The organism is Streptomyces nigrescens (genome assembly GCF_027626975.1).
GTDB classification, from domain to species: Bacteria; Actinomycetota; Actinomycetes; order Streptomycetales; family Streptomycetaceae; genus Streptomyces; species Streptomyces nigrescens.
This window is the reverse complement of record NZ_CP114203.1, coordinates 682,105-697,142: the sequence shown is the minus strand read 5'-3', so window position 1 is coordinate 697,142 and position 15,038 is coordinate 682,105. Positions and strand designations below refer to the sequence as shown.

Genomic DNA, 15,038 nt, shown 5'->3' with positions numbered 1-15,038 from the left:
GACGGCAGGAGGGCGCCCGGTGGCCGGGGAGCCACCGGGCGCGTCGGCGTCATACCGGGCGGCTCACCGCTCGGACGGGCCGGCCATCGCGGCCAGGACGGAGCGCCAGTCCTCGCCCGGCTGCAGGCGCAGGGACGGGGACAGCCGGTCGGAGTGGTAGTGCCAGCGGTGGTCGAGGTCCGGATGGACCTCGTCCGTTTCGAGGATCTCGCTGTCGCTGCCGAGCAGTTCGGTCAGCGTGGCGGCGAGGTCGTGCCAGGTGACATGTCCGCTGACGGCGTTGGCGACACCGTGCACGGGGGAGTCCAGGCAGGACACCACGGACCGGGCCAGCGCCGCGGCGTGCACCCAGGCCGCGCCGTACCAGGCATGGCCACCGGCACCCGGCCGGGGCACGGCGATCGGCCGGCCCTCCCGCGCGGCCTGGTAGAGCACACCGGTCGCACCCCAGCGCAACTGGTCCCGCAGCCGCTGGTGCGGGCCCCAGACGAGGGGGGAGCGGACGGCGCTCGCCCCGCCCCGGCCCTGGGAACCGGCGGCCTGCAGCAGCAGCGCCTCACAGTCGAGCTTCGCCTGTCCGTACGGGCTCAGCGGCTGCCCCGGGGCGGACTCCTCCGCCACCCACTCGCCGGCGGGGTGTCCGTAGGCGTCCACGCTGCTGACGAAGACGAACGGACCGCGCGACCAGGCGCCGACCATCGCCGCCATCGCCGTCACATCGACCTCGGCGCGGGTGAAGGTACAGGCCGCGTGGATGACCGCATCGGCGCTGTCGACGGCCTTGCGCAGACCGTCCAGGTCGGTGAGGTCGCCCTCGATGACGTCCACCCCGTCCCCGGCGACCAGATGCGCGGATTCCGGGCGGGCCAGGGCCAGCACCGGGCGCCCCTGTGCGGCCAGTTCACGCAGGACGAAGGCGCCGACCCCGCCGGTGCCGCCGGTGACCAGGACCGTTCCCTCGCGCGAGCGCCGCGGACGGGCCGTGGTGACCGAGGGTGCGGCGGCCCGCTCCGCCGCGCGGGCGTCCAGGAGCGCGGTGACCGCACGCGGGGTGCGGGCCTGGAGGATGTCCAGACCGGTCAGCGGCAGTTTCAGGGCCAGGCGCAGCCGTTCGGCGAGCTGGACGGCGATCAGCGAGTGGCCGCCGAGGAGGAAGAAGTCGTCGTCCGGCCGGGGCGGCCGGCCCAGCAGCGCGGTGAAGCCCTCGGTCACGGCCTCGGCGCGCGCGCCTTCCGGTGCGGGCGCGGACGGCACACCGGGAAGCCGGGACGGATCGGCCGCGCCGTCGGCCGTCCGCGGCAGCGCGTCCAGCAGGGTCACCGCGGCGGGCACCTGCTCCGGAGCCAGTGCGTCCCGCAGAAGGGAGCGGAGCTCGGCAGATGTGGGGCCGCCGATCTCGCGCAGTACGGCATAGGCCAGCAGGGGGCCGCCGGCCGGTTCGAGCACCGCGGCCTCGGCCACCCCGGGGTGCGACCGCAGCAGCGCCTCGGCCGGGTGCCCGACGGTCTCCTCCCGCGGGGCCGGCACCGCACCGGGCAACTGCGACAGCCGCAGGCCCGGTTCGTCGGCGACCGCGGTGAGCAGCGCGGCGTGGTGCGCACCGAGACCGGCCGCCGCCTCCTCGTCCAGCGTGGTCCGGCCGTACTGGACGAGTGCGGCGGGGACGTCGGTGTCCACCAGGCCGAACGAGAGGTCGAACTTGGCCTCGCCGGTGCCGACCTCGACGTACTCGCCCACCATGCCCGGCAGCCGCAGGGTGGTCGGTGCGCCCAGGACATCCGCGGTCACCCGTATCAGCGGCGTCCCGTCCGTGTCGCGGGCGGCGGCGCCGAGCCGCTCCAGGATGAGATCGAAGGGCACCTCGCGGCACTGCTGGGCGTCGAGCAGCGCCTCGCGTACGCGCTCCACCAGCGCGGTGAAGGACGGATCGCCCGCCGTGTTCACCCGGACCGGCAGGGTGTTGACGCACAGACCGACCAGGCCGCGCATCTCCGCGCCCTGCCGATGGGTGCCGGCGACCCCGATCACCAGGTCGTCCTGGCCGGTGAAGCGGTGCAGGGCGGCGAAGGCCGCGGCGAGGGCCACGGTGAAGAGGGTGGCCCGGTGCTGCCGGCCCAGCTCGCGCAGGGCCGCCGGCACCCCCGGGTCGAGCGGGGTGGTGTGCGTTCCGGCGGACCGGGCGCCACCGTCGGCGGGCGGGTTCGCGGGGCGGGGCAGCCGCAGCGGGGTGACGCCTTCGAGGCGGGCTTCCCAGTGGCGCAGGCCCTCTTCGAGGCGGTCGGCGGCGGCCTGCTCACGCCGTGCGAAGTCCGCGTACTGCGGGGGAGCCGGCTGCTCGGCAGCGGCGCCCCGGGCGGCGGCCGCGTAGAGCTCGGCCAGTTCCCCGGCGACGGTCTCCAGCGAGGCACCGTCCAGCGCGATGTGATGGAACGTCAGCAGCACGGTGTGGTCCTGCGGGCCGTGCCGCAGGACCAGCGCGCGCGGTACGGGACCGGCGGCGAGGTCGAACGGGCGGTGCGCCTCCTCGGCCAGCAGGGCGCCGGCGCCGTCGGCGGCCGTCTCCACCACGCGCAGCGCCACCGCCTCCGGTGCGGGCAGCACCTCCTGGTAGGGCTCACCGTCCTGCTGCCCGTACCGGGTACGCAGGATCTCGTGGCGTCCCACCAGTGACGTCAGCGCGGCGGCCAGCGCGTCCAGGTCGAGCGGACCGCGCAGCCGGGTGGCGAACGGCACGCTGTACGAGGCGCTGTCGTGGCCCAGCCGGTCCATCAGCCACATCCGGCGCTGGGCGTGGGAGAGCGGCGCGGGTCCGTGGTGGACGGCCTCGGGGGCGGGAGCGGGGCGGGCGGCGCGGGAGCGCGCCCGGCGCAGCAGTTCCTCCTGCAGCGCCGCCGCGGCGGGGGTGTCAGTGGCCATCGGTGTCCTCCGGGGCGCCGGGGCGCAGATCGCTGTGCGTGGCGAGCAGGGCGCGCTCGACCAGCGCGGCGTGGCCCGCCACCGTGGGGGCGGCGAAGAAGTCGGCGAGGGTCAGCTCGACGCCGAGGTCCTCGCGCAGGTCGTCGGTGACGGCGAGCGCCAGCAGCGAATGGCCGCCCAGTGCGAGGAAGTCGGCATCCGCACGGGTGACTTCACGGCCCAGCGACCGGCTCCAGATCTCGGCGACCGCCTGCTCCAGCGGACCGAGCGGACCGGCCGGAGTGCCGGGCCCGTCCGCCGTGACGAGGTCCGCCAGGGCGCGGCGGTCGACCTTGCCGGAGGGCGTGAGCGGCAGCGCGTCGACGAGCTGCACCTCGTCGGGCACCAGATGGGCGGGCAGGACGGCGGCGAGCCGGTCGCGCAGGGCGTCGGGGCGGGGGACCGGCCCGGACGCGGCCACCACGAACGCGGCGAGGCGGGCGTCGTCGGGGGCGGGGCGGTGCACGGTCACCGCCGCGTCCGCCACCTCGGGCCGCTCCCGCAGGGCGTGTTCGATCTCGGCGGGTTCGATCCGGAAGCCGCGAATCTTCACCTGGTCGTCCGTGCGCCCGTGGAAGTCGAGGTGTCCGTCCGGGCGCCGGGAGACGAGGTCGCCGCTGCGGTAGAGGCGCCCCAAGCCGGGGTGGTGGACGAAGCGTTCGGCGGTGAGCTCCGGCTGCCCGGTGTATCCGTGCGCCAGCCGGCTGCCGCCGATCCACAGTTCGCCCTGCTCACCGTCCGGGACCGGCCGGCCGGTGTCGTCGAGGAGATGCACGGTGGCACCGGCGATCGGCCGGCCGATGGGCACCTGGCCGTCGCAGTCGGCGTCGGTGACGGTGTGGGCGGTGGTGAAGGTCGTCCCCTCCGTCGGCCCGTAGCCGTTGACCAACTCCAGCCAGGGGAAGGCCCGCAGGACCGCGCGGGCATGGTGCGCGGACAGCGCCTCGCCGCCCACGATCACCGTGCGCAGCAGCGAGAAGATCCGTGAGCGGCGGCCGGCCAGCTGGTGGAAGAGCGCGGTGGTGAAGAAGGCGACGGTGACGCCGTGGCGTTCCACATGCCGGGCCAGGTCCTCGAACGACGGCCGTTCGGCGGTGCACACCACCACCGCGGCGCCGTTGGCCAGGGCTCCCCACACCTCGAACGTCGAGGCGTCGAAGGTCATCGGCGAGTGGAAGAGCACCCGGTCGCGGGAGGTCAGGGTGAGATACGCCGGATCCGTGACCAGCTCGGCGATCGCGTGGTGCGGCACGGCCACGCCCTTGGGGCGGCCGGTGGAGCCCGAGGTGAACATGATGAACGCGGTGGCGTCCGGGCCCGGTTCGGCCGCCGGGAGGTGGTCGCCGTCCACCAGCGGCTCCCCGGGCAGCGCAAGAGTGGCGCCGGTGAGTGCCGCGGATTCGAGGAGCTTGCTGTCGCCGACGGTCAGCGTCGCGCCCGCCTCGGCGGCCAGGGCCTCGGAACGGGCGCGCGGATGCGCCGGATCCAGCGGCACACACACGGCGCCCGCCCACCACAGCGCGAGCTGGGCGACGACCGTCCGGGCGCAGCGGGGCATCAGCAGCGCCACGGAGTCACCCGGGCCGACGCCGTGCGCCCGCAGCTGCCCGGCGAGCGCGCGGGCCGACGAGACGAGCTGGGCGTAGGTGAGCGTGGTGTCGCCGTCCGCCACGGCCAGGGCGTGCGGGGTCCGTGCGGCGTGCCGGGCCACGAGGGCCGGCAGTCCGGGCGCGGGCGCTCCGGCCGCCGGGACGGGCGCGGTGCGCTCGCCGGACGGGCCGGGCGCGGGTGACGGGGTGCCTTCGGTGGGCACGGGGCCTTCCTTCCGGGCGTCGGGGGAGGACGGAAACGCGGGGGTTCGGGGGATGGTCATCTCAGGCTCCCGCCGGCTGCCGGGAGGCACACCGCTGATCGACGAGCAGGGCCACGGCGCGCAGATCCGGCTGGCGGAGCAGCTCGGGGGCGCGCAGCCGTACCCCGCTCTCCTTCTCGATGACGGTCAGCAGCCGGGCGGCGAGGACAGAAGTGCCGCCGGCCTCGGTGAAGTTGTCCGCCAGCGAGGTCCCGGGCCGGTCGAGCAGATCGCGGACGGCGCTCAGGACGAGCCGCTCACCGGGGGTGGCGCCGGCGGGCGCTCCGTCGTCCGGGGCGGTGCCGCCGGGGCGGGGCGCGGCGGACTCGGCCGCCCGTCGGGTCAGCTCGGCGCGGTCCACCTTGCCGTTGGCGTCCAGGGGGAAGGAGCCCACGATCCGTACGTCCGAGGGGACGGCCTGCTCGGGCAGCCAGGTCCGCAGGGCCGGCAGCAGCGCCTCCGCCGTGAGCCCGGAATCGGCAGCCGCGCGTACGTACGCCACCAGGCGGGCCCGGCCGTCGGCGGAGCGCGGTGCGGTGACGACGGCGCTCAGGACCGCCGGGTCCTGCTCGAACGCGGCCTCCACCTCGGCCGGTTCGATCCGGACCCCGCTGATCTTGACCTGGTCGTCGAGGCGGCCGAGGAACTCCAGCTGCCCGTCGGCCGCCATCCGCACCCGGTCCCCGGTGCGGTACACCCGCTCCACTCCCGGCAGTTCGAGACCCTCGGGAACGGCGGTGAAGCGGCGCGCGGTCAGCTCGGGGTCCAGATAGCCGAGCGCCAGCCCGCTTCCGCCGATGAGGAGTTCGCCCTCCGTACCGCGCTCGACGGGCCGGCCGTCCTGGCCGGCGACGATCACGGTCACGCCCGGTACGGGGCGGCCGATCGGGGGCGCGGAGTCCGTGCCCGCCGCACCGTCCGTGCCGTGCATGGCGTGGGTGGTGGCGATCACGGTGGCCTCGGCCGGTCCGTAGGCGTTGTGGACGGTGGCGGTCACCTCCGCGCCGGGGTGGCGGCGCATCCGGTCGCCGCCGGTCATCAGATGACGCAGCCTCAGATCCTGCGGCCAGGGCCGGTCCAGCAGCGGCTCGACCATCGGGGTCGCCGCGACCGACACCGACACCCCGGCCGTACGCCACCAGTCGGCGAGCACCACGGAGTCCCAGCGGACCTCGTCCGGCGCGGGCACCAGGGCCGCGCCGGACGTCAGCCCGCCCCACAGCTCCAGCAGATGGGGGTCGAACGCGACGCCGATCAGCAGCGACTGCCGGTCACCGGGGCCGAGCCCGGTCGTGGCGCGGTACCAGTCGAGCAGCCCGCCGAGCGCGGGCTCACCGACGGCCACCGCCTTGGGGCGGCCAGTGGATCCGGAGGTCAGCACGGCGTAGAACGTCCCGGCGGGCGCGGAGTGCGCGGCGGGACCGGGCGCGGCGAAGGCCGCCACGACCGTGGCGGTGGCATTGGCCCCCTCGCCGGGTAGCGTCAGGTCCATCCGGTCGGCCGTCCGGTACCGGGGCGGCAGGAGCCCGGGATCGCCGATCAGACAGACGACGTCGATGTCCTCGGTGACGGCGTCGGTGCGGCGCTCACCGGGGCGGGGGCCCAGCGGCAGATAGACGGCGCCGATCCTGGCGAGCGCGACGGCGGTCACCACGAGGGCGGCCGACCGGTCGAGGCAGACGCCGACAAGGTCCCCGGGCCGCACCCGGGCGCGCAGCGCTTGTGCGACCTCGTCCGCGGCGCTGCCGATCTGGCCGTACGTCCAGCTGTGGGCCCCGTCGATCACCGCGGGAGCTTCCGGGGAGCGGCGGACCCACTCCTCGAAGCGGGCGAGGACTCCGGCCGCGCCGTCGGTGGCGGGACGGGCGCCGTGGGCGATGCTCAGCGTGCCGGGCTGCGGGGTGTGCCGTCCGGCGCCGGCGACGGTCGTCGGGGCCGCCGTCCGGGCGGTCATCGGCTGGGTCATCGGGACTCCGTCACGGTGGTCGAGGCGGCGGGAACGGGCGTGGCGGTGCCGACGGCGGCGAGCGCGGCGGCCTGGTCGGTCAGCACCGGGTTCTGGAACAGCAGCCGCAGGGGCGGCCGTTGTCCCAGCCGCGGCTCCAGCCAGGAGGCCAGCTGCGCGGCGAGCAGCGAGTGGCCACCGGACCGGAAGAAGTCCGACGACAGGTCGAAACGCCCGTGGCCCAGAGCCTCGCGCCAGCCCTCGACGAGCAGCGCCGTCATCGGATCGGCCGGCTCCGCGGGCTGCCCGTCACCGGGCTCCGCGGCGGGGGCGGCGGGCGCGGCCGGCTCCAGCGCGGCGGCGCGGCGCGTCAGCGCGGTGCGGTTCGGTTTGCCGCCGGCCAGCCTCGGCATGACATCGAGCCGGGCCCAGCGTCCCGGTACGAGGGCGCTCGGCAGCCGTCGGCTCAGCTCCGTGTGCAACGCCTGCTCGTCCCACGGCCCGTCGTCGTCCGCGCTCTCCAGGAAGCCGACCAGCCGGGGCCCGCCCGGGGCTTCGCGGTCCAGGACGACGGCGCAGGACCGGCCGCCGAGCGCGGCCGAGGCGGCCGCCTCCACCTCTTCGAGTTCGATGCGGTAACCCCGCAGCTTGACCTGGTGGTCCAGGCGCCCCAGGAAGTACAGCAGCCCGTCGCGGCCACGGTAGCCGCGGTCGCCGGTGAGGTAGACCCGCTCACCGCCGAGCGCCTCGATCCGGCGGAACCGGGCTTCGGTGACCTCGGGGTTGCCGGCATAGCCCTCGGCCAACCCCGCGCCTGCGATGGCCAGTTCACCGACCGCACCGTCCGGCAGCGGCCGGTGGTGGGCGTCCAGGACATGGACCCGTTCGCCGGGCAGCTCGGTGCCCAGCGGAATCTCCGCCCCGTCGGTCAGGCCGTCCCGGGTGATCTCGTGGACGGTGGAGCTGATCGCGGCTTCGGTGACGCCGTAGACATTGAGCACGGTGCTGTCGGTGTCGGCCAGGAACGCGCGCAGCGCATCCGCCGGGAGGCGTTCACCGCCGAGCACCAGCAGCCGCGGCGCCCAGTGACCGTCGCGGAGCGCGGGGCGCATCTCCTGACGGGTGGCCAGGAAGTAGCTGGTGGGCAGATTGGCCACGGTGACCCGGGCGGCGGCCAGCAGTTCGGCCAGCTCGGTGCCGGTCGGGACCTCGCGCTCCGGGGCGACGAGGCACGCCCCGGCGTACAGCGACGGCAGCACCTCTTCGAGAGCCACGTCGAACGACGGCTGGGCGAACAGCAGCACCCGGTCACCCGCGCCCAGGCCGAACCGCCCGGCGACTCCGGTCAGATGGTTCTCCAGCGCCGCGCGGCCGACGGCGACGGGCTTGGGGATGCCCGTCGAGCCGGAGGTGTGAATGAGGTACGCGGCGCCGGGCACGGCCTCGGCGGCCCGCGCCGGCGGCAGGACCGAGGCGTCGACGGTGGCCGACGGCAGACCGTCGGGAACGGTGACGGCGGTGTCCGCCGAGGTCAGCACCAGCGCCGGGTTCAGCCGCTCCAGCAGCAGCGTCAAGCGGGCCGGCGGATCGGACGGCGAGAGCGGGCAGTACACCGCCCGGGTCCGCAGACAGGCCAGCAGCGTCACGACCGAGTCGGCACCGCGGGGCAGCACCGCGGCCACCGGCTGACCGGCGCTCACCCCCGCCGCCTGCATCCGCTGCGCGAGCGCGGCGACCCGGTCCGCCAGGTCGCCGTAGGTGATCCGGCGGGCGCCGACGAGCAGCGCGGGCAGCGAGCGGTCGTGGGCGGTGGCGGGGTCGAGCGGGTCGTGCCGCGGCGCCTGCGGAGCGGCGGCCGGGAGAGCCGGCGGTGCCGGCGGCGGCGCCAGGTCCGCGAGGGCGGTGCCGGGCGCGTCGAGATACGCCCGCAGCAGGTCCAGGAACCGCCCGGCGAGCAGCTTCGCCACGTCCTCCCCGAACAGGTCGGCGTCGTAGTCCCAGACCAGCGTCATCCCCGCTGCGCCGTGCCGGGGGCCGACGCCGCGGCGGTCGTCCGGCAGCAGCACCACGTCCAGGTCGAAGCGGGTGGTGCCGGTGTTGAAGCCCTCGAACAGGGTGATGTCCAGACCGGGGACGTCGATGTCGGGCAGTTCGGCGTCGTGCGCGCTGAACATGACGCCGAACAGCGGGTTGTCGGCACCCGAGGTGTGCAGACCGAGCGCGCGGGTCAGCTCCTGGATCGGCACCTCCTGGTGCGGCAGCGCGCGGATGAGGGTGTCGGTCACCTCGTCCATGGACTCCTCGGCCGGGGCGGCCGGGTCCAGCCGGAGCGGGAGCGGGATGGTGTTGACGAACATGCCGACGGTTTCCTCGAAACCGCGCGGACGGTTGCCCACCGCGGTGCCGATCACCATCTCCGAGCGGCCGCTGTGCCGGCGCAGCATCTCGGCGAAGAGCCCGAGGAGCGTGGCGAACGGCGTCAGACCACGGGTGCGGGCGTGGGCCCGGAGGCGTTCCGCCAGATCCGCACCGATCGACTGGCGCAACTGGCCGCCGTGGTGCCGGCGCCGGGCACCGGGCTTGGCCAGACCGGGCAGCGGCATGTCGTAGGACATCTCCCGCAGCGCCCCGGACCAGAACTCCAGGCCCTCCTGCCGCTCCGCGGTCGCCTGGTCCCCGGACCGGGCACGGACATGGTCGGCGTACGAGGGAGCGGGCGGCAGCTCCACCGGCTCGCCCAGGACGCGGCCCCGGTAGACGGTGAACACATCCCGCAGCAGGATCGCGAACGAGTGGCCGTCGTGGATCAGATGGTGTTCGACATGGATGAGCCGGTGCCGGTCGTCCCCGAGCCGGACCAGCGTCCAGCGCAGCAGCGGTGCCTCGTAGGTGTCGAGCGGGGTCTCCGCCTCGGTGCGCAGCAGTTCCTGGAACGCGGCCTCCGGGTCCGCCGCCCCGCTCAGGTCCACCGTGCGCAGCCGCGGTGCACAGGCCTCGGCGACCCGCTGTCCGGGCATCGCCCCAGCGACGGCGACGAGTTCCAGCCGCAGGCCGGCGTGCCGGTCGAGGGTGGCGGCGAGCCCGTGGCGCAGCGCCTCGGTGTCGAGCGTGCCCCACAGGTCGAGGGCGGCGGTGAAGTTGTAGGCGCGGCTGCCCGGTTGCACCTGTTCGTGCAGCCAGACGATCTCCTGCGAGGAGGAGAGCGGAAGCATGGGCGATCCCTGAGGTCGTCGGGGCGGGTGTGCTCCGGCCGGGGCATGGTCGGGCCCGGCCTGTGGGGTGCGCAGACCGCGCCACGGATCGCGCGGCAGGTCTGGCGGTGTTGGGTCGGTAGGTGCGGGGGCGGGGCCCCGGGGGTGGGTCAGCCGGCTGTCGGTGCCGGTGTCCGCACCGTGTCGGCGAGGGCGGTGAAGGCGCTCTCGGCGGTGCGGTCGGGGAGGACCGTGCGGTCCCACACCATGCGCAGCCGCAGTTCGGGGCCCTGGGTGACGGAGACCGCGAACGGGCCGCGGACCGCTCTGCCGTCGACATGGATCTCCCGGCCGGTCACCCCGCCCAGGCACAGCGGGGGCTGGCGGCGGGAGTCGTCGACGGTCAGCATGCCGTCGAGCCGGCCGCTCCAGCCGGAGCCGGCCGCGCGGGCGGCGTGCACCACGGCGTCGAAGGGGGTGGCGGCATGGTCCAGGTCGTCCCACCAGGCAGCTGCCGTCGCGGACGGGGTGGGCTCCTCGCCCGTGGCGGTCGGGAAGACCACGGTGTTGAGGAAGCAGCCGAGTACCGGAGCGGTACCGGCCGGCCGGCCGCCCCACGGGTAGCCGAGCGGCACCACATGGCCCGCTCCGTACAGCACCGCTGCCGCCGCACGGCAGGCGTGGAGCAGCTCGGGGAAGGGCACCCCGTCGGGGGCCGCGGGCATCCGCAGGGTGGCCGAGCCGCTCGGCGGCGCACCGGGGGAGAGGGGTTCCGGCCGTGCCACCGGGGCCTGTTCGCGTACGGTGCGCAGCCGTTCGCCCCAGTACGCCATGGCGTCCGGTGCACCCGCGCGCTCCTCCGCGTCGAGCTGCCGCAGCACGGCTTCCCGGTAGTCGGCCAGTTCGGCCGCGACGTCGGCGGGCGAGGGGCCGTCGGCGCCCGGACCTTCGTCGTAGCCGGCGCCGAGTTCTGCGACGAGCCGGGCCAGCGACTGGCCGTCGCACGCGCTGTGGTCCAGTACGACGGCGAGCACCTCCTCCGCACCCTCCGGACCGTCCGGCACCAGGAACAGCCGCAGCGGTGAGCCCTCCGGCGCCCACCGGCCCAGGGCACGGCGCAGCACGGCGGCCGCGTCCTCGCCGGGGGCGCAGGTCTCCCGGATCACGGGGACCTGCGGCCGCTCCAGGCGGAGTACGGGTGTACCGCGCAGCACGGTGGGCCGGGCACGCAGCACGGGGTGCCGGGCGGCGAGCCGGTTCGCGGCCGCCGCGAGCCGTACGGGGTCCACCGTGCCGCGCGGAAAGGCGAAGAACATCGGCACGAGATCCGGCCGCCCGGCGGGGTCCATGGCACGCACCAGCGCAAAGCGACGCTGGGCGCCCGTGACGGGCAGCAGGACCGGGGTGCCGTCACCGGCGTCGAGCCGCCGGTAGCGGGCCAGGTACTGGCTCGTGATGCTGAGCACGTGATCCTCTTCGTCGTGACTGCGGCGCATCGCCGGAGGGGATGCGGGTGGGAAGGCCGTGCGGGGGAGAGGGAGAGAGACGGGCGGGGCCGGATACGGCGGTCAGCCGTCAGCCGTCAGCCGTCAGCCGACGGACGCGGGCTCGGCCGGGTCCGTGGAATCGGCCGGGGCGTCCTCGGCCGCGTCGGCGGCCGGCAGGTCCCGCATCCGCCGCAGCGGGGAGAGCAGCAGCGGCAGGGGGACGACAAGGAATCCGGCCGCGCACCATGCCAGCGCCGTGCGGGCGCCGAACGCATCGGCCAGCGCACCGCCGGCCAGGGCTCCGAGCGGCAGGGTGCCCCACATCAGGAAGCGCAGGGTGGCGTTCATCCGGCCGAGCAGCCGGGGCGGGCACAGCGCCTGACGGAAGCTCACCTGTGCGACGTTGTAGACGACGGCACCGAAGAAGACCACACCGGAGCCGACCGCGAACAGTGCGGCGCCCGCGCCGCGCCCGGACAGCGGCCACAGCAGCGCGAACGGGCCGGTGGCCAGCGCGGACAGCCAGATGATCCTGGCCTGGCCGAGCCGGGCGGCGAGCCGGCCCGCACACAGTGCGCCGGTGAGCCCGCCGACCGCCGAGGCGGCCAGGACGAGGCCGACCACTCCCGGCGCCAGTCCGAGCACCCGTACCAGGAAGACGGACTGAGTGGCCATCAGCGTGGCGGTGAAGAAGTTCGCCAGCCCGGTCGTCACCGCGATCACGCGCAGCAGGCGGTGCCCGCACACGAACCGCAGCCCCTCGGCGATGTCCTGGCGCAGGGACGAACCCGCGACGCGCGACGGGCGGCTCTCGGGCTGTTTGATGCCCCACAGGAACAGCGCGGAGAGCACATAGCCGGCCGCGTCGGCGACGATGGCCAGGGAGGCCCCGAGCAGCTGGACGAGACCGCCGCCGAGCCCGGGACCGGCCACCTGCGCCGAGGAACGGATGGTCTCCAGCGCCCCGTTGCCCGAGACCAGATGGTCCTTGGGCAGCAGCTGGGGCAGGAAGCTCTGGTGGGCCACGTCGAAGAAGACCGTCGCCACACCGGTGACGAGGGCGACGAGATACAGCTGCGCCATCGTCAGCACATCGGCGACGGCGGCCAGGGGGATGCTCGCCATCGCCACGGCCCGTACGACATCGGCCCGGATCATCAGCGGCAGCTTGCGCATCCGGTCGACCCAGGCCCCGGCCGGCAGCCCGACCAGCAGGAACGCGGCGGTCTCCGCGGCCGTGAGCAACCCCACCTGGAAAGCGGGGGCGTTGAGCTCCAGTACCGCGACGAGGGGCAGGGCGACCAGGGTGACCTGGGCGCCAAGCTGTCCGGCCGCGGCACCGGCGAGCAGAAGACGGAAATCGCGCAGGCGCAGGGGGCCGCTGGCCGCGGGTCGGGGTATGGCGGGCATACGAAGGACCATCGCGGAGCGGCCGATCAATGGTCAAAACCCGATGCACACTTTCGGTCGGCTTTCTTCACCATTTACCCACCATGACAAAAAATTTTCCGTCAGATCCTGGCAACTGCCGGAGGACCGCCACCTGCTGCGTTCCTGGCGAACGAGGAATGCCGTGGTGGCGACAGGGGGAGACCGGGCGATCATGCGCAGAGCGTGACGTGACGGACTCCGACCGAAAACAGTCGTTGATGTCCGCTTATTGACCGAAGCGCTTTGTTCATCCGCTATGGCATCCGTTCCGACGCCACGGTCCCGGGGCGGCGGGGCGACTCACCTGTGCAAGCACGGGTGCCCGCCGCTCCCCGGGCGGTCGCGGCCACAACACCCGTCAGCGCGCCCGGAGTTCCGTGTCGACGGCGCCGCGGAGCAGCTCGTGGGCCCGCTGGAGCGAGGTGGTGCCGCTCAGCCAGCGTTCACTCAGGCCCTCGACCAGCGCGGTGAGCCGCTCGGCCGCCGCGTACGGGTCGGTCCCGGCCCCGTCCGGACCCGCCTCCTGGGCCCGGCGCAGCAGCCCGGCGAGATCCTCCACCCAGGAACGGGTCGCGGCGGCCAGCAGCTCCCGCAGGTCCGGGTCGAAGACGGCGGTGGCACGCAACTCGCCCCAGGCCGCGCTGTTCTCCTTGACCTGGGGAGTGTCCTGGAGCTCCAGCAGCAGCATCTCGGTGAGCTGGACACGGGGATCGTCGGAGGCATCCAGTGCGGCGTCGGTGTAGCGGACCGCGCGCCGGCTGATGAACTCCAGTGTGCGGCGCAGCAGTCCGGCGCGGTCCTTGAAGTGGTAGTAGATCAGCGCGGTCGAGACGGCGGCCTCCGCGGAAACTTCCTCGACACGCAGCCCGCGGACGCCGCGCCGGGCGATCAGCCGGGCGGCGGCTTCGAGGATCTGGGTGGGCCTGTCCGGCATCGCATGCTCCCGCTGTCCGAAGAAATCAAGGTGTCTCGGGTCCGATCATGCCCTAGCATCGTCCTGACCAAATTTTCAGTCAGGAGCTGATCGTGGAAATATCCCGACGTCAGACACTGCAGGCGGCGGCCGTCGCCGCCCTCGGGGGAGCCTTGAGCGGCTGTGGCACACCGGACAGCGGCGGGTCGGCGCCGCGCGAGGCCGGCGCCGCCCCCGCGGCGGCGCGGTCGGCCGGCGGAAGGCGGCTGCCCGACGAGGCACATCCGCACGAGGCGACCTACATGTCCTGGCCCGGCCGGAGGATCTGGGGGCCGGACACCGCCGGAGTGCGTGCCGACATCGCCCGACTCGCCCGGACCATCGCCGAGTTCGAGCCGGTGCGGCTGCTGGCCGGGGACCGGGAGGCGAAGGCGGCGCAGCGGGCCTGCGGGTCCGGGGTGGAGGTCGTCCCGACCCCGGTGGACGACCTGTGGATGCGCGACACCGGGCCGGTCTTCGTGCTCGGCCCCGACGGGGTCGCCGGCGTCGACCTCAACTTCAACGGCTGGGGCGGCAAACAGGAGCACGGCCACGACCGCCGGGTCGCCCGCGCGATCCTGGCCGACGAGCGGCTCCCCAGGATCAAGGCCCCGCTCGTCAGCGAGGGCGGGGCGGTGGAGGGCGACGGCCAGGGCACCCTGATGGTGGCCGAGAGCTCCCTGGTCAACGACAACCGCAACCCCGGCAGGTCCCGCGAGGACCTCGAACGGGCGCTGAAGGACCTGTTCGGCGCCACGACGGTGATCTGGGTGAAGGGCGTCAAGGGCAAGGACATCACGGACTATCACATCGACGCGCTGGCACGGTTCTCCGCACCCGGCGTCGTGGTCCTCAGCACCCCCGCGAAGCACGCCCCCCGCAATGACTTCACCGGCGCCTACGAACAGGCCCGCGAGGTGCTGGAGGGGGCCGTCGACGCCCGGGGGAAGCGGCTGGAGGTCGTCGAGCTGCCCGAGCCGGCCGACATCGGGCGACGCGGGAAGGACTTCCTGGCCTGCTACGTCAACTACTACGTCGCCAACGGCGCGGTCATCATGCCCCGCTTCGGCGACCGCAAGGCCGACAGCAAGGCGGCCGCCGTCCTGCGGGAGCAGTACCCGGGGCGGGAGGTCGTCCAACTGCCCGTCGACAACATCGGCGAGGGCGGGGGCGGTATCCACTGCTCCACCCAGCAACTCCCCAAGGCCGGTTGACGCTCACCGGA

The 15,038-nt window shown here is 74.7% G+C and carries 8 protein-coding genes; 1 reads left to right on the top strand and 7 read right to left on the bottom strand.

What is annotated here, in order from left to right; genetic code table 11:
* Nucleotides 1–63 precede the first annotated feature (63 nt).
* The 7 genes from STRNI_RS03200 to STRNI_RS03170 form a co-directional block, all read right to left on the bottom strand.
* Nucleotides 64–2,916 carry a condensation domain-containing protein gene (locus tag STRNI_RS03200; RefSeq protein ID WP_277410492.1) on the bottom strand — a complete coding sequence of 951 codons (2,853 nt, stop codon included), beginning with the start codon at nucleotides 2,914–2,916 and terminating at the stop codon, nucleotides 64–66.
* Entirely contained in the window at nucleotides 2,906–4,828 is a 1,923-nt protein-coding gene (locus STRNI_RS03195) for a non-ribosomal peptide synthetase (RefSeq protein ID WP_277410491.1), read from the bottom strand. Before STRNI_RS03195 ends, STRNI_RS03200 begins: the two co-directional genes overlap by 11 nt.
* Before the next feature lies 1 nt (nucleotide 4,829).
* A complete protein-coding gene (locus tag STRNI_RS03190; RefSeq protein WP_277410490.1) occupies nucleotides 4,830–6,773 on the bottom strand; it encodes a non-ribosomal peptide synthetase in 1,944 nt (647 codons plus the stop codon).
* A complete protein-coding gene (locus STRNI_RS03185; protein ID WP_277410489.1) occupies nucleotides 6,770–9,964 on the bottom strand; it encodes a non-ribosomal peptide synthetase in 3,195 nt (1,064 codons plus the stop codon). The genes STRNI_RS03190 and STRNI_RS03185 overlap by 4 nt, the downstream gene beginning before the upstream one ends.
* 149 nt (nucleotides 9,965–10,113) lie before the next feature.
* On the bottom strand, nucleotides 10,114–11,409 hold the full coding sequence (locus STRNI_RS03180; protein ID WP_277410488.1) for a condensation domain-containing protein: 1,296 nt from the start codon (nucleotides 11,407–11,409) through the stop codon (nucleotides 10,114–10,116).
* Between the two features lie 123 nt (nucleotides 11,410–11,532).
* Entirely contained in the window at nucleotides 11,533–12,840 is a 1,308-nt protein-coding gene (locus STRNI_RS03175; protein ID WP_277410487.1) for an MFS transporter, read from the bottom strand.
* Between the two features lie 379 nt (nucleotides 12,841–13,219).
* On the bottom strand, nucleotides 13,220–13,795 hold the full coding sequence (locus STRNI_RS03170; RefSeq protein WP_159483918.1) for a TetR/AcrR family transcriptional regulator: 576 nt from the start codon (nucleotides 13,793–13,795) through the stop codon (nucleotides 13,220–13,222).
* Nucleotides 13,796–13,887: 92 nt separating this feature from the next.
* Between STRNI_RS03170 and STRNI_RS03165 the strand changes: the two genes are divergently transcribed.
* Nucleotides 13,888–15,027, top strand: coding sequence for an agmatine deiminase family protein (locus STRNI_RS03165; RefSeq protein ID WP_277410486.1), 1,140 nt, complete (start codon nucleotides 13,888–13,890; stop codon nucleotides 15,025–15,027).
* The last annotated feature ends 11 nt before the right edge of the window (nucleotides 15,028–15,038 follow it).